At 73.3% G+C, this 20,668-nt stretch carries 21 protein-coding genes; 9 read left to right on the plus strand and 12 right to left on the minus strand.

Annotation, left to right across the window (positions count from 1 at the left end; translation table 11 throughout):
- The first annotated feature begins 118 nt into the window (after positions 1 to 118).
- From GGQ55_RS17705 to GGQ55_RS17725, 5 genes are read left to right on the plus strand one after another with little or no spacing between them, the layout of a single operon-like run.
- The gene (locus GGQ55_RS17705) at positions 119 to 1,021 is read left to right on the plus strand and encodes an AurF N-oxygenase family protein (protein WP_179718943.1); all 903 of its coding nucleotides are present in this window, start codon (positions 119 to 121) and stop codon (positions 1,019 to 1,021) included.
- A 10-nt stretch (positions 1,022 to 1,031) separates the two neighbouring features.
- Positions 1,032 to 2,549: an FAD-dependent oxidoreductase gene (locus tag GGQ55_RS17710; protein WP_179718945.1), complete on the plus strand. Its 1,518-nt coding sequence runs from the start codon at positions 1,032 to 1,034 to the stop codon at positions 2,547 to 2,549.
- Positions 2,550 to 2,559: 10 nt separating this feature from the next.
- Positions 2,560 to 3,432 carry a heavy metal-binding domain-containing protein gene (locus GGQ55_RS17715; RefSeq protein ID WP_179718947.1) on the plus strand — a complete coding sequence of 291 codons (873 nt, stop codon included), beginning with the start codon at positions 2,560 to 2,562 and terminating at the stop codon, positions 3,430 to 3,432.
- 15 nt (positions 3,433 to 3,447) lie between these two features.
- Positions 3,448 to 4,290, plus strand: coding sequence for a heavy metal-binding domain-containing protein (locus tag GGQ55_RS17720; protein ID WP_179718949.1), 843 nt, complete (start codon positions 3,448 to 3,450; stop codon positions 4,288 to 4,290).
- Complete coding sequence (locus GGQ55_RS17725) at positions 4,287 to 4,706, plus strand: hypothetical protein (protein WP_179718952.1); 420 nt, start codon at positions 4,287 to 4,289, stop codon at positions 4,704 to 4,706. Before GGQ55_RS17720 ends, GGQ55_RS17725 begins: the two co-directional genes overlap by 4 nt.
- 188 nt (positions 4,707 to 4,894) lie before the next feature.
- On the opposite strand, the gene GGQ55_RS17730 is transcribed toward GGQ55_RS17725, so the two are convergent.
- From GGQ55_RS17730 to GGQ55_RS17750, 5 genes are all read right to left on the minus strand, one after another.
- Entirely contained in the window at positions 4,895 to 5,503 is a 609-nt protein-coding gene (locus tag GGQ55_RS17730; RefSeq protein WP_179718954.1) for a hypothetical protein, read from the minus strand.
- A gap of 53 nt (positions 5,504 to 5,556) precedes the next feature.
- On the minus strand, positions 5,557 to 5,763 hold the full coding sequence (locus GGQ55_RS17735) for a hypothetical protein (protein ID WP_179718956.1): 207 nt from the start codon (positions 5,761 to 5,763) through the stop codon (positions 5,557 to 5,559).
- A 102-nt stretch (positions 5,764 to 5,865) separates the two neighbouring features.
- Positions 5,866 to 6,261 carry a hypothetical protein gene (locus GGQ55_RS17740; protein WP_179718958.1) on the minus strand — a complete coding sequence of 132 codons (396 nt, stop codon included), beginning with the start codon at positions 6,259 to 6,261 and terminating at the stop codon, positions 5,866 to 5,868.
- Positions 6,258 to 8,171, minus strand: coding sequence for a primary-amine oxidase (locus GGQ55_RS17745; protein ID WP_179718960.1), 1,914 nt, complete (start codon positions 8,169 to 8,171; stop codon positions 6,258 to 6,260). Before GGQ55_RS17745 ends, GGQ55_RS17740 begins: the two co-directional genes overlap by 4 nt.
- A gap of 11 nt (positions 8,172 to 8,182) precedes the next feature.
- Entirely contained in the window at positions 8,183 to 9,643 is a 1,461-nt protein-coding gene (locus GGQ55_RS17750) for an APC family permease (RefSeq protein ID WP_179718961.1), read from the minus strand.
- 224 nt (positions 9,644 to 9,867) lie between these two features.
- Between GGQ55_RS17750 and GGQ55_RS17755 the strand changes: the two genes are divergently transcribed.
- Positions 9,868 to 11,310 carry an APC family permease gene (locus GGQ55_RS17755; protein ID WP_218859325.1) on the plus strand — a complete coding sequence of 481 codons (1,443 nt, stop codon included), beginning with the start codon at positions 9,868 to 9,870 and terminating at the stop codon, positions 11,308 to 11,310.
- On the plus strand, positions 11,307 to 12,062 hold the full coding sequence (locus tag GGQ55_RS17760; RefSeq protein WP_179718963.1) for an IclR family transcriptional regulator: 756 nt from the start codon (positions 11,307 to 11,309) through the stop codon (positions 12,060 to 12,062). The genes GGQ55_RS17755 and GGQ55_RS17760 overlap by 4 nt, the downstream gene beginning before the upstream one ends.
- Here GGQ55_RS17760 and GGQ55_RS17765 read toward each other — a convergent pair.
- The 7 genes from GGQ55_RS17765 to paaA form a co-directional block, all read right to left on the minus strand.
- Positions 12,031 to 13,605 carry an FAD-dependent monooxygenase gene (locus GGQ55_RS17765; RefSeq protein WP_179718965.1) on the minus strand — a complete coding sequence of 525 codons (1,575 nt, stop codon included), beginning with the start codon at positions 13,603 to 13,605 and terminating at the stop codon, positions 12,031 to 12,033. The genes GGQ55_RS17760 and GGQ55_RS17765 overlap by 32 nt on opposite strands.
- Positions 13,606 to 13,611: 6 nt before the next feature.
- Positions 13,612 to 14,574 (minus strand): MBL fold metallo-hydrolase, encoded by a 963-nt coding sequence (locus tag GGQ55_RS17770; protein ID WP_179718967.1) that lies wholly within the window; start codon positions 14,572 to 14,574, stop codon positions 13,612 to 13,614.
- A 114-nt stretch (positions 14,575 to 14,688) separates the two neighbouring features.
- Complete coding sequence (gene paaE, locus GGQ55_RS17775) at positions 14,689 to 15,765, minus strand: 1,2-phenylacetyl-CoA epoxidase subunit PaaE (RefSeq protein WP_179718969.1); 1,077 nt, start codon at positions 15,763 to 15,765, stop codon at positions 14,689 to 14,691.
- A gap of 3 nt (positions 15,766 to 15,768) precedes the next feature.
- A complete protein-coding gene (paaD, locus tag GGQ55_RS17780; RefSeq protein WP_366489606.1) occupies positions 15,769 to 16,272 on the minus strand; it encodes a 1,2-phenylacetyl-CoA epoxidase subunit PaaD in 504 nt (167 codons plus the stop codon).
- Complete coding sequence (gene paaC / locus GGQ55_RS17785) at positions 16,269 to 17,177, minus strand: 1,2-phenylacetyl-CoA epoxidase subunit PaaC (protein WP_179718972.1); 909 nt, start codon at positions 17,175 to 17,177, stop codon at positions 16,269 to 16,271. Before paaC ends, paaD begins: the two co-directional genes overlap by 4 nt.
- Positions 17,178 to 17,263: 86 nt before the next feature.
- On the minus strand, positions 17,264 to 17,632 hold the full coding sequence (paaB, locus tag GGQ55_RS17790; protein WP_179718974.1) for a 1,2-phenylacetyl-CoA epoxidase subunit PaaB: 369 nt from the start codon (positions 17,630 to 17,632) through the stop codon (positions 17,264 to 17,266).
- Positions 17,629 to 18,582 carry a 1,2-phenylacetyl-CoA epoxidase subunit PaaA gene (gene paaA, locus GGQ55_RS17795; RefSeq protein ID WP_179718976.1) on the minus strand — a complete coding sequence of 318 codons (954 nt, stop codon included), beginning with the start codon at positions 18,580 to 18,582 and terminating at the stop codon, positions 17,629 to 17,631. Before paaA ends, paaB begins: the two co-directional genes overlap by 4 nt.
- Before the next feature lie 93 nt (positions 18,583 to 18,675).
- Between paaA and paaK the strand changes: the two genes are divergently transcribed.
- Both paaK and GGQ55_RS17805 read left to right on the plus strand, forming a co-directional pair.
- A complete protein-coding gene (gene paaK, locus GGQ55_RS17800; protein WP_179718978.1) occupies positions 18,676 to 20,016 on the plus strand; it encodes a phenylacetate--CoA ligase PaaK in 1,341 nt (446 codons plus the stop codon).
- Complete coding sequence (locus GGQ55_RS17805; RefSeq protein ID WP_179718980.1) at positions 20,013 to 20,633, plus strand: TetR/AcrR family transcriptional regulator; 621 nt, start codon at positions 20,013 to 20,015, stop codon at positions 20,631 to 20,633. Before paaK ends, GGQ55_RS17805 begins: the two co-directional genes overlap by 4 nt.
- Positions 20,634 to 20,668 lie beyond the last annotated feature (35 nt).

A 20,668-nucleotide genomic window follows, 5' to 3' on the forward strand; every position in this document is an offset into this window, starting at 1 on the left:
GGCGCAGGAATCTGACATCGAGAGGTGTCACATGCGCTGAACCGGGTTATCTATGTCCAGGCGTCACGGGTAACCGACCGGACGCGTCCATCACGACTCCGAGACCTGGGACAGCGCGATGACCACCATCGACGACACCGCCACCACTCGCGAGGGCTCGATCGCGGAGCGCCTGCTGCAGTCCAGCCAGGAGCTCTCCTACGACCCGCTGGTCGAGGTCGACTGGGACACCCCGCTCGACCGGAGCCACCACGGCGCCAGCCCCGAGTGGTCGACCCTCTACGGAACGCCCTACTGGGACGAGCTGAGCGAGAGCAAGCGCGCCGAGCTCACCCGCCACGAGTCGGCGTCGGTCGCCTGCACCGGCATCTGGTTCGAGATCGTGCTGCAGCAGATGGTGCTGCGGGACATGTACACCGCCGACCGGAAGTCGCCGGAGTTCCAGTGGGCGCTCACCGAGATCGCCGACGAGTGCCGGCACTCGATCATGTTCGCCCGCGGCGTGGAGAAGCTGGACGCGCCGGCCTACCTGCCCTCGCGCAAGGTGCTGGAGCTGGGCCGGTTCTTCAAGACGGTCGCCTGGGGCGAGGCGGCCTACGCCGCGATCCTGGTCGCCGAGGAGGTCCTCGACGTCATGCAGCGCGACTGGATGCGCGACGAGCGGGTGGCGCCGTTCGTGCGCACGATCAACAACATCCACGTCGTCGAGGAGTCGCGGCACATGAAGTTCGCCCGCGACGAGGTGGCCGAGCGCATGAAGGGCGCCGGGCCGGTGCGCCGGCACGTCAGCGCGATGCTCGTCGCGTCGGCCGCATACCACATCGTGACCAGCATGGTCAGCCCGAAGGTCTACGCCGACGTCGGCCTGGACGTGGCCCGCGCCAAGCGCGAGGCCGCGGCGAACGAGCACTACACGTCGCTGCTGCGCTCCAGCTGCCGCAACCTCATGGAGTTCCTGCACGGCGTCGGCCTGCTGACACCACCGGCCGCGCAGATGTACAAACGGGCGAACCTGCTCTGACCGCGCCGCCATGACCTACGTCATCACGCAGAACTGCTGCAAGGACGCCACCTGCGTCTCGGCCTGCCCGGTCAACTGCATCGCGCCGGTGCCCGGTGCCGCGGACTTCGACGAGCCGCCGATGCTGTTCATCGACCCGGCGGTGTGCATCGACTGCGGCGCCTGCGCCGACGCCTGCCCGGTCGACGCCGCCGTCCCGGCGGACGCGCTGAGCGAGGCCGAGCAGGTCTACGCCGACCTCAACGCCGACTACTACCGCGGCCGGGAGCCGGTGTCGCCGGTGGCCTCCGGGCCGCTGTTCCACGCCTGGGACGAGGCGCGCTTCGACTGGTCGCTGCCCAGCGACTTCCGGGGTCTGGACGTCGCCGTCGTCGGCACCGGGCCGGCCGGGCTGTACGCGGCCGAGCTGCTCCTGCTGCGCACCCGCTCGACCGTCACCTTCGTCGACCGGCTCTCGACACCGGGCGGGCTGATCCGCTACGGCGTGGCCCCCGACCACCCCAGCACCAAGCGGATCGGGCGCACGCTCGGCCGGCTGCACGACCACCCCCGAGTGCGCACGGTGCTCGGCGTCGACGTCGGCACCGACGTGCCCGTCGACGAGCTGGCCCGGCACTTCGACGCGGTCGTCTACGCCGTCGGCGCGGCCACCGGCCGCCGGCTGGAGGTGCCGGGGGAGGACCTGCCCGGCATCCACACCGGTCCGGAGTTCGTCGGCTGGTACAACGGCCACCCGGACGTGCCGGCCGACGCCGTCCGGCTGGACGACGAGCGGGCGCTGGTCATCGGCACCGGCAACGTCGCCCTCGACGTCGCCCGGATCCTCAGCACCGACCCCGACCGGCTGGCGGGCACCGAGATCGCCGACGCCGCGCTGGACGCGCTGCGGACCTCGGCGGTGCGCGAGGTGGTGCTGCTCGGCCGCCGCGGCCCGGAGCACGCCGCCTACACGGGGCCCGAGCTCCTGGCGCTGCGCCGGCTGCCCGACGTGGAGCTGGTCGTCGACGACTCCGACCCCGCGATCGGCGAGGCCATCGACGCAGCTGCGCCCGGCAGCCAGGCGGCGCTGCTGCAGGGGGTGCGGCGGGCGTCGTTCGACCACGCCGGACCGCCGAAGCCGGGCCGCCGGATCGTGCTGCGCTTCGCCAGCTCGGTGACCCGCATGCTCGGGGACGACGCCGTCCGCGGGGTGTGCCTGGACGACGGCAGCACGCTGCTGGCCGGGCCGGTCGTCAGCGCCATCGGCTACGGCGGCCACGAGGTGCCCGGGCTGCCCTTCGACCGGGCCAACGGCACCGTGCCGCACCAGGCCGGGCGGATCACCGGGGCTCCGGGCGCCTACTCCGTCGGCTGGTTCAAGCGGGGCTCGTCCGGGGGCATCGGCGACAACCGGGTCGATGCCGCGGAGACGGTCCGCACGCTGCTCGACGACGCTCTCGCCGGCCGGTTGCCCGCGCGGGACGGCTCCCCGCGGTCCTTCGCCCGCGTGGCCCGTGCGGCCAGGAAGGCTGCCAGGAAGCGGAGCTAGGGTCCGCGCCATGACGGAGTGGGACGGCCGCGGTCTCCCTCCCGCGGCGGCCGCTCGCATGGCGCGGTTCCAGGCCGACGGGGTGCACACGTCGCTGCTCGACGTCCCGGGCGCCGCCGCCGTCACCGGCGTCGGCCTGCCGCCGGTCGGCGAGGTCATGGGCTGCATGGTCGAGCACATCGGCTGGGCGGGGTTCGGCGGCTGCGGCTACTGGGGACCCGGCGCGGGCTGGGGCCTGGGCACCGTGACCAGCGGCTCCGGCGCGCGCTACGCGGGCTTCGCGCCGTACGTCGACGCGCTCTACCGCGGCTACGACACCGCGCTGCACCGCATGCTCACCGAGGCCCAGGCGATGGGCGCCGACGGCGTCGTCGGCGTCCGGCTCTCCGTCGAGCACCTCGGGCAGGACAACCGGGAGTTCGTCGCGCTCGGCACCGCCGTCCGCGCCGCCGGCCCGGTGCACGCCCCGCGGCCGTTCGTCACCGATCTGCCCGGCGCCGACGTCGCCAAGCTGCTGCACGCCGGGTGGGTGCCGGTCTCGATCGCGTTCGGCATCTCGGTCGCGATCCGCCACGACGACTACGCCACCCAGCAGCAGGCCCGCGCGTGGGGCTACAACACCGAGGTCTCCGGCTACACCGAGCTGGTGCAGCACGTGCGGCACGACGCCCGGACCCGGTTCGCCGAGCACACCGCCCGGGCCGGCGCCGAGGGCGCGATCGTCTCGCACATGGACCTGCAGATCTGGGAGCGCGAGCCGGCGGAGGGCCACCGCGACCACGTCGCCGAGTCCACCGTCTTCGGCACCACGCTCGTCCGCTTCCACCGGGGGCGCACCGCGCCGACCCGAGCCCTGACCGTCCTCCCGCTGCGGCGGGTCTGAGCCTCCGGGAGCCCCATGACCATCGAGGCCAACGAGCTCGGCGTCCCCGAGGACGCCCTGCGCAGGCTCGCCGAGATGCGGCCGGGGCAGCGGACGACGCTGTTCACCTCGGACCTGTCGGTCAACGAGTTCCTGCTGGTCCGGGAGGCCGGGTTCCGGCCGCTCGGCCTGGTGCTGGGCAGCTCGATCTACCACGTCGGCTTCCAGATGGGCCGGTGGAGCAGGAACCAGGAGCTCGAGACGCTCTCGCAGGCGATGTACCACGCCCGCGAGCTGGCGATGACCCGCATGGAGGCCGAGGCCGACGTGCTCGGTGCCGACGGGATCGTCGGCGTGCGGCTGGACATCGAGTTCAAGGAGTTCGGCTCCGACCTGGCCGAATTCATCGCCGTCGGGACGGCGGTCAAGGCCGACGAGGCGCACGCCCGGACGCCGGACGGGTTCTCCTGGCGCAACAACCAGAGCAAGCCGTTCACCTCGGACCTGTCCGGCCAGGACTTCTGGACGCTGCTGCAGGCGGGCTACGCGCCGCTCGGCATGGTGATGGGCAGCTGCGTCTACCACATCGCCCACCAGCGGTTCTGGCAGGCGATCGGCAACACCGGGCAGAACGTGGAGATCCCGCAGTTCACCGAGGCGCTCTACGACGCCCGCGAGCTGGCGATGAGCCGGATGCAGGCCGAGGCCGAGTCGCTGCAGGCCGAGGGGATCGTCGGCGTGCAGCTGCTGTCGCTGCCGCACCGCTGGGGCGGGCACACCACCGAGTTCTTCGCGATCGGCACCGCCGTCCGGCCGCTGCGCGAGGACCACACGATCGCCACGCCGTCGCTGGTGCTGCCCCTGACGGACGCGCCGTGACGCTGGAACCGCTCGGGCCGGACTCCGTCGACCTGGTCGCCTCGGCGCTGACCGCGTCTGCCGACCTGTCCGACGTCGGCATGTTCGTGCGGGTGTTCACCCGCAGCCTGGCCGACGCGCTGCCCGAGGGCGTGGTCGACGTCGACCACGACCGGACGATGGGGGACCGGCTGGCCGGCCGCCCGGGGACGCCGACGGCGCTGCGGCTGACCTTCCCCGAGCGGCGGCTGTCCCTCACCGCGACCCGCGGCTGGCCGGAGGCCGAGGTGCAGCAGGTCGTGCGCGGCGTCGTCCTCAGCCGGAAGCAGGTGCCGGTGGAGGAGTGGGTGCGGACCCTCGCCGCCGAGCTGACCGATCTGGCCGCGCGCAACGCCTCGGCCCGGGCGGCGCTGGCGGCCCTGCTCGGCAGCCCTTGAGCGATCGCGTTCCGCCACGTAACTTCCGGTGTGATCGACGTCACGGTGGGTGGCCCGGAGGAGATGCGCGTGGGGATCGTCCTGCACGACTGCGACCCCGATCTGTCGCGCGCGCCGGCGTGGGGTGCACCGCCTGCTCCTGGCCTGCGGTCGACCCTGGTCCTGCTCGCGCTGCTCCTCGCGACGGCCTATCTGGCCCTCGGCGGCTTCGCGCTCGGGCTCGCTCTGCCTGCCGGCGTGGTCGCGATGCTGACCGCGTGGGCGCTGGTGCGCCGGGCGGCCTCCGCGATCCGCTCGAGCAGCCGGCTCAGCGGCTCCGGGACCTGATCGGGCACCAGTTCGGCGGCCAGCGCGGCCGCGAACAGCGACTTGCGCCCCGACGTCGTCCCCGCGAACCGGTGCAGCTGGTCGCCCAGCGGACGGCCGCGCCACGTCGGCTGGTTCCGGAAGGTCGCGAACCGCTCGCCCAGACCCAGCCGGTCGAGGACGTCGAGGACGCGGTCGTGCCCGCAGGCGCGGATGAGCTCGTCCTCCAGGTCGGCGTCGCACACGGAGAACCCGTGCTCGGCCAGCTCTTCCTCGCCGATCCGGAGCGCTCGGGCGACGACGTGCGCCTCGCCCGCGTCGCACATCCCGAGCACCTGCTCGCCGCCGAGAGAGGCCAGCTGCCGGCGGATGTTCGTGACCCCGCCCATGTCGACGAGCCGGTAGGCGTCGGGGGGCAGGCCGGACGTCGTCGCCACCGCTCGGACCGCCGCCACGTCGCTGCGACCCTCGAGGAGCACGACTGCCGGCATGCGGGCACCTTCGCACCCGCGCCCGAGGCCGTCGCGGCAATTCCGCCCGCGGCCTACCGGGCCACGCGCAGCGCCGGCGCCTGGGAGGAGCCGCCGTCGGACCCTCCGGACAGCAGCACCAGAGCGGGCCGGGCCCCGGCCGGACGCGGCCGGAGGAACGTGTTCGCGTAGCCGGCGGGCAGCCGGTCGCAGCGGTCACCGGCGGGCTCCTGCGCCAGGTGGACGTAGCAGATGCGGTCCGCGGGGTCGTAGGTCCTCATCCCGCCGTCGCCTCCTCCTGGAGCTCCCGGACGAGGACAGCGTGGACCCCGGGTACGACAGAACGGCCCAGGCGCGCCGAAGTCGGCGCAGCCACGATCAGCTCACCTGGTCCCGGCGCGCGGAACCGCGGCGACGGCGGCGAGGGCGGCCAGCGCGAGCTGGGCGCCGGCGAGCACCAGGCCGGCCCATGCGAGGGTGCCGGGACCGGCGGCACCGTGGTGCATCGCCATCCCACCGCCGGCCATCAGCGTCGCGTGCACCAGGATCATCCCGGCGTCGAGCGCGGCGGTCATGCCCCACACCGCCGGCGTGGGCGCGCGCCACAGGTGCCACGCGCACGGCAGGCAGGCCACGGCCATGACCGGCATGAGCAGCCCGGCCAGCGACGCCGTGTCGGCCTGCAGCACGTGGACGACCGCGGACGTCGCGACCAGGACGGCGGCCACCCGGCCGAGGGCGAGCGCCCCCGGCCGGGCGACCGGCACCACCGTCGTCACTCGTGCGACGCGCAGTGCGACGAGGTGGACCGCGGCAGGCCCAGCGCCGGGTTGCGGTCGAAGAAGCCGACCGGCTTGAGCGTGAAGCCGGTGTAGTCGGTCGGCATGACCGGCCAGTCCTCCGGCCGCGGGAAGTGGGTCAGCCCGAAGGTGTGCCACAGGACGACGTCGGCGTCCTCCAGCGGGGCGTCGTCCTCGACGAACGTGGGCAGACCGCCGGACCCGGGGTGCTGGTTGACGAAGTCGCCGGCCGGATACCGCTCGGCCGGGTCGTAGGCGGTGACCCAGAGGCTCTTCGTCGAGAAGTTCGCGCGCTGGTGGATCGACGACCCGTCGTCGGCCAGCAGGACGGGCGCGTTCTGCGGGTGCAGCGCGTAACCGACGGGCTGACCGAGCCGGTTGGTCCTGGCGCTGTTGAGCACGTGCCAGGTGCGCCCGACGGTGGCATCGCTCGCCCGTGCCGCCTCGGACTCGCGGGTCAGCGGCGTCAGCCGGCGGGTGAAGGCGTTGCCGTAGGGGTTGCCGTCGCCCATGGGCACGCGGACGGCGTCGACCTCGTGCACGGTGTTGCGCTGCCCGTCGACGGCCATGTCCAGCCGCGCGGAGAACAGGTGCTGGTGGAACGGCGCTCCCAGCCCCGGCGCGATCTCGGTCGCGTACGGGTGCTCCTCGCCGCGGAACGCCGAGGTGAAGACGATGCCGGTGGCCTTGCTCTCCAGCTGGATGGTGCCGTCGGTGTAGAGGTACCAGTAGAAGCCGTAGTCGTAGTTGCCGATGGTCGTGAAGAAGCTGATCACCAGCCGCCGCGACCGGCGGGTCTCGGCCATCTGGTTGAACAGGTCGGTGTGCTTCCAGCCGACGCCGTAGTCCTCCTCGTGCAGGCAGATGGCGTTGGGGATGGTGCGCGGGTTGCCGTCCTCGTCGGCGAGCAGCGCGTCGAAGTAGTGGATCTCGCCGAGGCAGTCGCAGCCGAGCTCGAGGGAGTTCGTGTACCGGGCGAAGAGGTATTCGCCGGTGTCGAAGTAGTTCTGCCAGAACCGGACCGGTGAGGGGTCGGCGTAGGGCACGACCATCTCGGCGATCGAGGCCCGGTAGACCACCGAGCGGCCGTCGATCGAGAGCTGGTTGAGCACGAGGCCCTCGCGGGCGTCGAAGCCGACCCGGAACTCCCAGCCCGCCCAGCGGACGACGTCGTCCTCGACCGTGAAGCTCGGGCCCTCGGGCTGGGTGATCTCGATGGGCTTCAGGTCGCGGGGTGTCGCCGGGTGCGCGGGGCCGTCCCACTCGCCGCGCTCGGCCGGCACGGGCAGGTCGAAGTGGTCGTGCACCGCGGTCGCCACGCCGCGCGTGATGTCGACGTAGGCGACGACGCCGTCCACCGGGTGCGCCCACGGCAGGTCGGCCTCGTCGGCCTGGTGGAAGCCGAGCACGCGGACGGTGCGGTGGCCGAACTCCTCCGGGAAGTACGACCCGGCCGACAGCGGTACGGCGCGCACGTCCGCCACGTCCAGACCGCGCTTGGCCATGGCGGAGACCCAGCGCTCGTCCTCGGCGAGGATCGGCTCGATCGCCTCGAACTCCGCGTCGAGGATCGGCAGCTGCCCCTCGGCGACGGCGTCGATCTCCTCGTCGCGGACGACGGCGCCTGCGGTCACCGAGACGGTGAGGTCGCGGCCGTGGCCGGTGGCGCGGTCGAGCAGCAGCACGCGCAGCCGCCGCTCGATCGGCGTCCCCGGCGTCCAGCCGAGGACGTCGCGCTTGTGCGGCTCCTCGAGGCCGACGTAGACGAACTTGCTGGTCGCCCGCAGCAGCCCGGCGTCCGCGACGACCGCCTTCGCGGCGGCGATCTCCTCGGCGGTCATCCGCGACAAGGGGTGGGTGGCGGTGGTCTTCGGGGCGGTGAGGGTCATCGGAGGTCCTCTCAGATCTGCGGGGCGGAGTCGGCGATCGAGGCGAGGCTGAGCTCGCGGGCGGCGTGGGGGCGCAGGCGGGCGAGCGGCCAGCCGGCGACCAGGGCGACGGCGAGCAGCACACCCGCGCCGACGCCGAGGGCCGTGGAACCGCCCATGAGCAGCGGCAGGTTCTGGACGAGGAGCACGAGGATCAGCGCCAGCCCGACCAGGCCGAGCGACGGGGCGATCAGCGTGTTCCACGGCCGCCGGTCGGTGTTCGTGCGGCGGAAGAACACGAGCACGGCCAGGCAGGCCAGCAGCATCAGGACGACGATGCCGACGCTGGCGACCCCGGCCAGCCAGGTGAAGATCTGGGTCACCGGGTCGAGGCCGGCGATCGCGCCGATGGCCATGAGCGCCGCGCCGACGGCCGTGGTCACCAGCGACGCGACGTGCGGCGAGGCGTGCCGCGCGTGCGACCGGCCGCAGATGCCCGGCAGCACGCCGGTGTTGCCGAGGGAGAAGAAGTAGCGGCTGAGCACGTTGTGGAACGACAGGACGGCGGCGAACAGGCTGGTCACGAAGAGCACCTGCATCACGTCCGACGCCGCCGTGCCGAGATAGCGCTGCGCGGTCTCCACGACCATCGTCCCCGGGTCGGCGGTGGCGCGGGCGACGGCGGGTCCGTCGCCCCACGCGCTCACGATGGCCCACGCGGAGACGGTGTAGAAGACCCCGATGAGCGCGAGCGCGGCGTAGGTCGCGCGCGGGATGGTCCGGTTCGGGTCACGGGCCTCGTCGCGGAAGATCGCGGTCGCCTCGAAGCCGATGAACCCGGCGATGGCGAACATCAGGCCGATGCCCGGGGCGCCGGAGAAGATCTCCGAGGGCTGGAACATCGCCGTCGACAGGCCCTCCGGACCACCGCCCTGGCCGGTGACCACGGCGTCCAGCAGCAGCACGATGCCGACCTCGCAGACCAGCAGGACGCCGAGCACCTTGCTGGACAGCTCGATGTGCCGGTAGCCGAGCAGTCCGGCGACCGCGATCACCACGCCGGTCCAGAACCACCACGGCAGGCTCGGGCCGCCCCAGCGGGAGACGAGGTCGCCGAGGGCGAAGCCGATGTAGCCGTACACGGCGCCCTGCACCGTGACGTAGCTGATCAGCGCGACCATCGCGCTGCCCAGGCCGGCGCCGCGGCCGAGACCGGTGCCGATGTAGGAGTAGAAGGCGCCGGCGTTCGGCACGTGCCGGGTCATGGCGGTGAAACCGACCGCGAAGAACATCAGCACGACCGCGCTGATCACGTACATGGACGGGTAGGCGGGGCCGTTGCCCGCGGCGATGCCGATCGGCACGGTGCCGGCGACGACGGTCAGCGGCGCGGCGGCGGCCACGACCATGAAGACGATCGAGCCGACACCCAGCCGGCCGGAGAGCCGTTTCTGGGTCGCGCCGGCCGTGGACGGGTCGGAGACGGTGGCCATCGCAGGACCTCCGGGAGAGGGCAGCACCAGGACTGCCGGGGGCGGTTGCCGATGGCCGAAGAGCCTGACGCCTTCCGGGGCGGGGTCGGTTACACGATCGTCATATTCCGGAAACATCGCCGTGACATCGAACGGGAGACCGGCGTCACACTTTTCTCATTCGAGAACCGGCCCGCCGTCACGGGCCGTCGTTAGGCTCGCCTCCCCGTCGTCCGGGAGGACCCATGGCACAGCTGCCTGCCGAGTCGCCGGTCGCCGGTCTGCGGCGTCGCCGGCTGAGTTTCGTCGAGGTGCTGGCCCAGTCGGTGTCCTCGCTGGCGCCGTCGGCCGCGATGGTCGTCGTCCCCTCGATCGTGCTGGTCGCGTCGGGTGCGGCGACCCTGCCCGCCTTCGCGATCGCGACGGCCCTGGTGCTGCTGGTGGGCTGGTGCCTGACCCAGTTCGGCCGCCGGATGGCCGCGGTCGGCGGCACGTACAGCTACACCGCGAAGGGGCTCGGCCCGGTCGGTGCGCTGATCGGCGGCTGGGCCCTCCTCATCGGCTACGCCGCCGTGGCCATGGCCGCACTGGTCGGGGCCGCGATCTACCTGGCCGGCCTGTTCGGGATGACCGCCTCGCCGTTCGGGGTGGCCGGGCTCGGCGCGGTCCTCGGGCTGGCCGCGACGCTGTTCGCCGTCCGGGGGATCCAGCTTTCCGCGCGGGTCGCGCTCGGACTGGAGGTGGTCTCGATCGCCCTGGTGGTCGCCGTGCTGACGGCGCTGCTGGTGGCACCGCGGGGCGCCCCGGGCAGCGCGGCACCGGTGGTGGACGCCGGCGTGCACTGGGGCGGGCTGGCCGTCGGCGTGGTGCTGGGCGTGACCGCGTTCATGGGCTTCGAGAGCGCCGCGACGCTGGGCGTGGAGGCCCGCCGGCCGTTGATCGCGGTGCCGCGGGCGGTGCTGTGGACGCCGGTCGTGGCCGGGGTGCTGTTCATCGGCGCGGCCGCGGCGCAGGTGGTGCTGCTGCGGGCCGCGCCGCTCGACGTGCTGACCAGCCCGGTACCGGTCGCCGAGCTGGCGCAGCGCGACGGGCTGGACCTGCTGCGCCGGCTGCTCGATCTCGGCATCGCGGCGTCCTTCTTCGCCTGCGTCACCGGGTCGACGAACGCGCTGGGGCGGGTGCTGTTCTCCATGGGTCGGGAGGGTGTGCTGCCACGCCCGCTCGGGTCGACGCACCCGCGCTTCGAGACGCCGCACGTGGCGCTGGCGACGGTGCTGCCGGCGGTCGTCGGCGTGCCGGTGGTCGCGCTCGCCCTCGGCGCGCAGGCGCGCACCGTGCTCACCGACGCGCTGATCGTCTCGGTGTTCGGCTACGTCGTGGCCTACGCCCTGGCCTGCCTGGCGATGCCGCTGTTCCTGCGCCGGATCGGTGAGCTGACGGCGCTGCCGGCGGTGGCCGGCGTGGTGGCCTTCGTGGTCGGGGTCGGCGGGCTGGCCGCGGCGATGGCCGGGACGGCGTGGTCGGGCGCTCGCGGGCTGGGGGTGGTCTTCCTGCTGGCGCTGCTGCCCGGGGTGGTCTGGGCCCTGTGGCTGCGGTGGCGGTCGCCGGGCCGGCTGCGGGCGGTCGGCGTCTACGACCAGGCGACCGTGAGCAGCGTCCTGCCCGGCAGCGTGCCGGCCGTGCGATGACGCCCGCCGTCGACCGCGGCCTGACCGGCCGGCAGCCGAAGGCGGTGCAGAGCGCGCTGGCCATCCTCGAGGCGGTGGCCCGCGCTGGCGCGGGGGTGACCGCGAAGGAGGTCGCCGAGGACGTCGGCCTGCCCCCGGCGACCACCTACCGGCTGCTGAACCTGCTGGTGGGGGAGGAGTACCTGGTCCGGCTGCCGGACCTGCACGGGTTCGCGCTGGGTCGGAAGGTGGCCGGGCTGGCCGGTCCGTCGGTGGCGCCGGCGCTGTCGACCGCGGCGCGGGAGGTGGTGGCCGAGCTGCGTTCCCGGGTGCGCAGCGGCATCCACCTGGTGCTGTACACCCCCACCGCGCTCCGCTGCGTCGACGTCGACCCCGACCACCCGCTGCAGGCTCCGGAGCTGGTCGAGCGGCACCTGCACGCGTCGGCCGCGGGCAAGCTGCTGCTGGCCGAGCAGCCGGACTGGCAGGAGCTCGTCCACGCCCAGCGGCTGCACCGGCTGACCGACCGGACCGTGACCCGCGCGGCCGACCTCGACGCGGAGCTGAGGGCGATCCGCGGCGGCGGCTGCGCGGTCCAGGCCGGGCAGGTGCACGAGGACCTCGCGTGCTGTGCGGTCCCGGTGCGCGCGCCGGCCGGAGCGCTCGTGGCCGCCCTCGTGGTCACCGTGCGCAGCACCGATCCGGCGGCGGCCGTGGCGCACGCCGGGCTGGTCCGGGAGTTCACCGCCCGGCTGGGGCCGCTGCTCGGGTGAGGCCGCGAAGGCGGTCGATCGCGGGGCCGACGTCCTCGGTGCGGGTGAGGACGGCGGCGACGTGGGCGTCCGGGCGCAGCACCCAGAGCTCGTCGGGTCGGGCGCCGAGCGCATCCCGCAGCACCGGCGTGGGGTCGAGGTCGGCGATCCGGTGGACGGCGACCGGCGGACCAGCCGCGGGGAGGACGGCGTCGTCCCCCGCCAGCACGGTGATCCCCTCGCGGGCGAGCTGCCGGAGCCGGACGACGTCCGGCCGGCCGGGCACCGTGACCGGGCAGTCGGGCACGAGCACCCCCGGCGCGGGGGTCGGCACCTCACCGCGCGCCGGTCGGCCGGCGAACGGCCGCCGCGGGTCGGGCGTGGTCAGCGGGGAGTCGACGTACCAGAACGGCTCGGCCAGCCGGCCGGAGTCGACCAGCGCCCGGGCCGCCGGGTCGGTCGCGGCGCGGGCGAGGACGTCGCGGCGGTGCCGGGCCTCCTCCTCGGTGCCGGGCACCAGGAACCGCATGGTGGCGCTGGTGACCTCGAGGTTCTCCCGCGCGGCCGCGTGCCGCTCGGCGTGGTAGCTCTCCAGCAGCCGGTCCGGCGCCCAGCCGCGCAGCACGAAGGCGGTCTTCCAGGCGGCGTTCTCCGCGTCGAGCACGCCGGAGTTCAGGCCGCGGGCGCCGAACGGCGAGTACAGGTGCGCGGCGTCGCCGGCCAGCAGCACGCGGCCGACCCGCATCCGGTCGACGAGCCGGCCGGAGAAGCGGTAGACCGACCGCCACACGACCTCGTACGGCCGGTCGCCGATCACCTGCCGGATCCGCCGGTCCAGCCCGCCGGAGGCCTCCTCGGCCAAGAGGTCGAAGTCCGGCGGCACCTGCCAGTCGATGCGGAAGGTCGAGCCCGGGCACGGGTGGACGAGCACCTGCCGGCCGGGGTTCCACTCCGGGTCGAACCAGAACCGCCGCTCGGTCTGCCAGCCGGGCAGCTCGGCGCGGATGTCGCAGATGAGGAACCGGTCCTCGAACGCCCGGCCCTGGAAGGACAGGCCCAGCGCCGAGCGCAGGTCGTCGCCGCGGGCACCGGTGCAGACCAGGGCGTAGGAGCCGCGCACCTCGCTCCCGTCCGCGCAGGTGAGGGTCACGCCGTCCTCGTCCTGCCCGATCCCGGTCACCGGCGTCCCCCAGCGGACGTCGATCCGCGGCTCGGCGGCGATCCGCTCGTCGAGCAGCGTCTCGGTCTCGCACTGCGAGATGTTCACGAACGGCGGGAACGGCGAGCGGCCGCGGTCGCGAAAGGTGAAGGAGAACAGCTCGCGGTCGCGGTGGAACGTGCGCGCGGTGGTCCAGGTGACGCCGCGGCGGGCGATCTCCGCGCCGGCGCCGACGGCGTCCCAGACGTCGAGGACGTCGCGCTGCTGGCAGATCGCCCTGCTGCCGACCAGGTCGCGTCGGGCGCGGCCCTCGAGGACGACGACGTCCAGACCCCAGCGGGCCAGCAGCAGCGCCGCCGTCTGCCCGACCGGCCCGCAACCGACGACGAGGACCGGGTCCGCCATCGCCGCTCAGCCCTGCAGCTGGTCCCAGACGGCGCGGTCGCGCTCGGCCGTCCAGATGACGGGCCGCTCGATGCCGGAGAACTCGTCCCACAGCCGGGAGACGTCGAACGGCAGGCAGTGCTCGAAGATCGGCCAGGCGCCGTACTGCGGGGCCAGCGCGGCGTGGGTGGCGGCGAAGGCGTCCTGGAGGGTGCCTCCTGCGCGGTGCGCCTCGCCGACGGTGCGCTGCATGGTGCGCAGGAAGTCGCGGGTCTGCTCGATGGCCGCGTCGACCTGGTCGCGACCCTTCGCGATCCTGCCGCGGCCCCCGACCAGCTGCTGGGCGCCGAGGGCCTTGACGCGGTCGAGGGTGCCGGCGGCCCAGTCGAAGTGGAACGCGTCGCCGGTGTAGAGCGCGGCCTGCGACTCGACGAGGTCGCCGGCGAAGACGATCCCCTGCTCCGGCAGCCAGGCGACGATGTCGCCCTCGGTGTGCCCGCGGCCGAGGAACTGCAGGACGAGCCGGCCGCGGTCGCCGCCGAGCTCGATGATCAGCGTGTCGCGGAAGGTCAGCGTCGGCCAGGTCAGGCCGGGGATCGACTCGGGCTCCTCGAACAGCCGCGGCATGCGGCCGTACTCGCTCTCCCAGTCCTGCCGGCCGCGCTCGGCGATGAGGTGCCTGGTCTGCTCGGAGCTGACGATCACCTCGGCGTCGAACGCGCTGGCGCCGAGCACGCGCACCGCGTGGTAGTGCGACAGGACCAGGTAGCGCACGGGCTTGTCGGTGTGCTCGCGCAGCCTGGCCAGCCACCGGCGGGCGGCGACCGGGGTGGCCAGCGCCTCGAAGCAGACGAGGAAGTCCTCGCCCTCGATCGCGCCGATGTTCGGGTCGCCCTCGGCCGTGAGCGCGTAGACGCCGTCGGCGAGCACCTCGAGGGTCTGCTCCTTGACGCCCAGGTCGGCGGAGGAGGCGAACGGCTTCGCTGCCATGGGCGGACGCTACGCGGACGGTCCCCCTGCACCAACAGCTGTCCTCCCTCAGCAACGTTGCCGCAGGAGGACAGCCTTCGATCAGGTCACCTGATCAGTGCTGAGCCCGCGAAGTCAGGCGTCGAAGTCGACCGTCACCGCGTCGGTGAGCGGCAGGCTCTGGCAGGTGAGCACGTACCCGGCCGCGACCTCGTTCGGCTCGAGGGCGTAGTTGCGGCGCATCTCCACCTCGCCGTCGGTGACCCGGGCGCGGCAGGTGCCGCAGACCCCGCCCTTGCAGGCGAAGGGCAGGTCCGAGCGCACCCGCTGCGCCGAGTCGAGCACGGGCTCGTCCTTGGGCAGGGCCAGCGTCGTCGAGCGCCCGTCGAGGACGACGGTGACCTGGCTGCTCGGCCCGACGACCAGCTGGTCGTCGCCGCGGACCGGCTGCGGCGGGATGTCGTCGACGTAGAACAGCTCCTGGTGCACCTTCTCGCGGGGGACGCCGAGCTCGGTGAGCAGCTCCCTCGCGTCGGTGACCATGCCGTGCGGCCCGCACAGCCACCAGTGGTCGACGTGCTCGGGATCGGTGAACGCGTCGACGAGCGTGCGCAGCCGTCCGGCGTCGAGCCGGCCGGTGGTCAGCTCGGCGTCCCTGGGCTCGCGGGAGAGGACGTGCACCAGCTGCAGCCGCGTGCCGTAGCGGTCCTTCAGGTCGGCGAGCTCGTCGGCGAACATCACCGTGTTGGTGCGCCGGTTGCCGTAGAAGACGGTGACCGTCGACTCGCCGTCCCGGAGCACGCTGCCGGCCAGGCTGATCGCCGGCGTGATGCCCGAGCCGGCGACGACGAAGACGTGGTCGCCGGGCACCGACAGGTCCGCGGTGAAGGTGCCCGACGGCGGCAGCACCTCGATCTCGTCGCCCGGCCGGACCTCGTGCACCAGGTAGGAGGAGAAGAAGCCGCCCGGCACCTCGCGGACGCCGACCCGCGGCGCGGCGCCCATCGGCGCGCAGATGGAGTAGGAACGCCGCTCGTCCTGCTCGCCGACGACCCGGCGCAGGGTGAGCGCCTGACCCGGCTTGAAGCGGTAGTCCTCCGCCAGCTCCGCCGGGACCTCGAAGGTGACCGCGACGGCGTCGTCGGTGAGCTGCTCGACCTTCGCGATCCTCAGCGGGTGGAACTGCGGTCGGCGCCGGGCGGGTGCGGTCACGGGTCAGATCTCCTTGACGTGCTCGAACGGCTCGCCGCACTCGCGGCAGCGGCGCAGGGCCTTGCAGGCGGTGGCGCCGAACTCGCTCAGCTCGACGGTGTCGGTCGAGCCGCAGAGCGGGCAGGCGGCGGTGCGGCGGGTGGGGAGGAGGCTCAGCGGCACCGGGCCGGCCGCGCGCACCGGCGCCGTCCCGGGCGGGGCGATCCCGGCGTCGGCGAGCTTGCGGCGGCCGGCGTCGCTGATCCAGTCCGTCGTCCAGGCGGGGGACAGGACGGTGCGGACGTCGACGTCGGCGAAGCCGGCGCGGTGCAGGGCGTGCACGAGGTCGGCGCGCATGACGCCCATCGCCGGGCAGCCGCTGTAGGTCGGGGTGATCTCGACGACGACGGTGCCGTCCTCGACGCGGACGTCGCGCAGCACGCCCAGGTCGGCGAGCGTGAGCATCGGCAGCTCGGGGTCGGTCACCGTCTCCGCGACTGCGCGGGGGTCGGTCAGCAGGGCGGTCACCAGGTCGCCGCCGGGTGCTCGCGGGCCAGCCCCTGCAGCTCGGCCAGCAGCTCGGCGAGCTCCTCACCGTGCTCGCCGTCCCGTCCGCGGGGCCCGGTGTCGGACGGCCACTCCGGCACCCGCAGCGTCGCCCGCTCGAGCACGGTCGTCAGCACCTCGCGCACCTCGTCGCGCACCGCGGCCGGGTCGACGGCGACGCCGACCTCCACCAGCCGGCGCTCGACGTCCGTCGCCGTGAACAGCTCGGCCAGCAGGGGCCAGACGGCGGTGGCGCCGTCCTGCGCCCGGCGGTGCGACTCCTCGGTGCCGTCACCGAGCCGGAGCACCCAGCGCGCGGCGTGGTCGCGGTGGTAGGTGAGCTCGTTGACGCCCTTGACGGCGATCGCGGCGAGCACCGGGTCGCGGGACTGCCGCAGCCGCGCCAGCACCGCCAGCCGCACGGTGGAGGCGACCAGCAGCCGGAGCATCGTCTGCGCGAAGTCCCCGTTCGGCGCCTCGACCAGCCCGGTGTTGCGGAACTCGTCGGCGTCCCGGAAGTAGGCCAGCGCGTCCTCGTCCGGGATGGACTCGGTCGCGCGCTCCCGCGACCGGCCGAGCACGCCGACCGAGCCGGCGCGGGCGAGCAGCAGCCGCGCCTGGCCGAGCAGGTCGAGGGCGATGTTGCCGATCGCGACCTCTTCCTCGAGCTCGGGGGCGTTGGTGATCCACTGCGTCAGCCGCTGCGCCAGCACGAGCGCGTCGTCGCCGAGCATCAGGCAGTACGCGCCGAGGTCGGCGGGGACGACGCCGTCGGGCACCGTGGTGTCGACGCCGGCCAGCGGGTCGTCGAACCCCGTGCCGAACGCCCAGTGCCCCGCGTCGTCGTGCGCATTCGCCAGCGCGTCGTAGACGGTCTCTTCGTGCAAGGGGACTCCAGGTGAGGTGCTGGAACGGCTCCCTCCCAGGGGTCCCCGCGCCGAGGTACGAGGTGCGGGGGAGGGAGGGGGTCCTTCTACATGTGGGGGACGTTCTCGGGGATCTCGTAGAAGGTGGGGTGGCGGTAGACCTTGTCGCCGCTCGGGGCGAACATCGGGTCCTTCTCGTCGGGGCTCGAGGCGGTGATGTCGGCGGCCTTGACCACCCAGATGCTCACGCCCTCGTTGCGCCGCGTGTACAGGTCGCGCGCGGCGTGCACGGCCATCTCGTCGTCCGGCGCGTGCAGCGACCCGACGTGCACGTGGTTGAGCCCGCGCTTGCCGCGCACGAACACCTCGTACAGCGGCCAGTCGCGCTTGGCGGTGCTCGCCTTCGGCGTCACCGGGACGTCGGCCGAGGTCGGGACGGCGCCGTGCCCGCCCTCGGCGGTCATGTCGGAGCTCATGCGTGCTTCTCCGCGTACGCCGTGGCCGCGTCCATCACCCAGGCGTTGTCGTCGCGGGCGGCCCGCCGGCGGGCGATCCGCACCGCGTTCATCGGTCCGCTGCCCGAGACGACCTGCTTGAACTCGGCCCAGTCGATCTGGCCGAACCGGTAGTGCCCGGTCTCCGGGTCCAGCGACAGCTCCGGGTCGGGCAGCGTGACACCGAGGACATCGGCCTGCGGGACGGTCATGTCGACGAACCGCTGGCGCAGCTCGTCGTTGGTGTGCCGCTTGATGCCCCACGCCATCGACTGCGCCGAGTTGGGGGAGTCGGCGTCCGGCGGGCCGAACATCATCAGCGACGGCCACCACCACCGGTCGACGGCGTCCTGCACCATCGCCCGCTGGCCCTCGGTGCCGCGCATCATCGTCATCAGCAGCTCGTAGCCCTGCCGCTGGTGGAACGACTCCTCCTTGCAGATGCGGATCATCGCCCGGGCGTAGGGCCCGTAGGAGGAGCGGCACAGCGGCACCTGGTTGCAGATCGCGGCCCCGTCGACCAGCCAGCCGATGACGCCGACGTCGGCGTAGGTCAGCGTCGGGTAGTTGAAGATCGAGCTGTACTTCTGCTTCTGCTCGATGAGCTTGTCGGTGAGGTCGGCACGGTCGGCGCCGAGCGTCTCGGTGGCCGAGTACAGGTACATCCCGTGGCCGGCCTCGTCCTGCACCTTGGCCAGCAGGATCGCCTTGCGGCGCAGCGACGGCGCGGCGAGCAGCCAGTCGCCCTCGGGCTGCATGCCGATGATCTCGGAGTGCGCGTGCTGCGCGATCTGCCGGATCAGCGTCTTGCGGTAGCCCTCGGGCATCCAGTCGCGCGGCTCGATGCGGTGGTCGGCCGCGATCGTCGCGTCGAAGTGGGCCTGCAGCGCGGACTCGTCGGTGGTCGGGCGGTCGAGGGGAGGCGCGGACATCGGACTCCTCGGAGGTCTTTACTGACCGGACGGTCGGTAATAGTGTGCATCACCGGAACGGGTGGCACAAGGACGGCGGGAGAGACACCGACGATGACGACGGCGACCAGCGAGACCAACCGACGGCTGGGCAGCGCCCCGGACCCCGCCCTCCTGGACGACGCCGAGCGGCTGGACCTCGACGAGCTGCGCGCCCTGCAGCTCGAGCGGCTGCAGTGGACCCTGCGGCACGCCTACGAGAACGTCCCGCACTACCGGCGCGCGTTCGACGAGGCCGGCGTCCACCCCGACGACTGCACGGACCTGTCGGACCTGGCCAGGTTCCCCACCACGAGCAAGGCCGACCTGCGCGAGAACTACCCGTTCGGCATGTTCGCCGTCCCGCAGGACCAGGTCCGCCGGGTGCACGCCTCGTCCGGCACGACCGGGCGCCCCACCGTCGTCGGCTACACCGAGAAGGACATCGACACCTGGGCGACCGTCATGGCCCGGTCGATCCGCGCCGCGGGCGGGCGGCCCGGGGACAAGCTGCACAACGCCTACGGCTACGGCCTGTTCACCGGCGGGCTCGGCGCGCACTACGGCGCGGAGAAGCTCGGCTGCACCGTCATCCCCGTCTCCGGCGGCATGACCCCGCGGCAGGTCCAGCTCATCCGCGACTTCGAGCCGCGGATCATCATGGTCACGCCGTCCTACATGCTCACCGTGATCGACGAGTTCGAGAAGCAGGGCGTCGACCCCCGGGACAGCTCGCTGGAGATCGGCATCTTCGGCGCCGAGCCGTGGACCGAGCAGATGCGCCTGGAGATGGAGGAGCGCGCCGGCATCCACGCCGTCGACATCTACGGCCTGTCGGAGGTCATGGGCCCCGGCGTCGCCCAGGAGTGCGTGGAGACCAAGGACGGCCTGCACGTCTGGGAGGACCACTTCTACCCGGAGGTCATCGACCCGATCACCGGCGAGGTGCTCCCGGACGGCGAGAAGGGCGAGCTGGTCTTCACCTCGCTGACCAAGGAGGCCATGCCGGTCATCCGCTACCGCACCCGCGACCTGACCCGGCTGCTCCCGGGCACCGCCCGGCCGGGCATGCGGCGGATGGAGAAGATCACCGGCCGCACCGACGACATGATCATCCTGCGCGGGGTGAACCTGTTCCCGACGCAGATCGAGGAGATCGTGCTGCGCACCCCCGGTCTGTCGCCGCACTTCGCCCTCGAGCTGATCACCAAGGGCCGGATGGACCACCTCATCTGCCGGATCGAGGCCCGCCCCGACTGCCCGCCCGAGCGCCGCGAGGCGGCCGCCGCCGAGGTGGCCAAGGGGGTCAAGGACACCGTCGGCACCAGCATCGAGGTGCTCGTCGTCGACCCGGAGACCCTGGCCCGGTCGGTGGGCAAGCTGCAGCGGCTGGTCGACCACCGGAACCGCGTGTGACCGCCACCGCGCGCCGAGGCCGGCCCGGGCACTCGCTGGAGTCGCTGCTCGACGTCGCCGTCGCCGTCTTCAACGAGCGCGGGTACGACGCCACGAGCATGGACGAGCTGGCCGGCCGGCTGGGCATCACGAAGTCGGCGATCTACCACCACGTGCCGAGCAAGGTCGAGCTGCTGCGCCTGGCGCTCGACCGCGCGCTGGACGGCCTGTTCGCCGTCACCGAGGAGCCGGCTGCGACGACCGGGCGGGCGATCGACCGGCTCGAGCACGTCGTGCGCGGCTCGGTCCGCGTGCTGGTCGGCGAGCTGCCGTTCGTCACCCTGCTGCTGCGCGTGCGCGGCAACTCCGAGGTCGAGCAGGCCGCGCTCAAGCGCCGGCGCGAGTTCGACCGGATCGTCACCGACCTCGTGGCCGCGGCGGAGGACGAGGGAGACGTCCGGCAGGACGTCGACCCGGCCGTCACCAGCCGGCTGCTGTTCGGCACCGTCAACTCCCTCACCGAGTGGTACCGGCCGGACGGCGGCCTGTCCGCCGACGCCCTGGCCGACGCCCTCGTCGCCACCACCTTCGACGGCCTGCGCACCCGCCCCCGCCGATCTGCGGTTTCGCGCGCTTAACCGCGCACGGTTAAGCGCGCGAAACCGCATCAGAG

This window comes from Petropleomorpha daqingensis, assembly GCF_013408985.1.
Taxonomy (GTDB): domain Bacteria; phylum Actinomycetota; class Actinomycetes; order Mycobacteriales; family Geodermatophilaceae; genus Petropleomorpha; species Petropleomorpha daqingensis.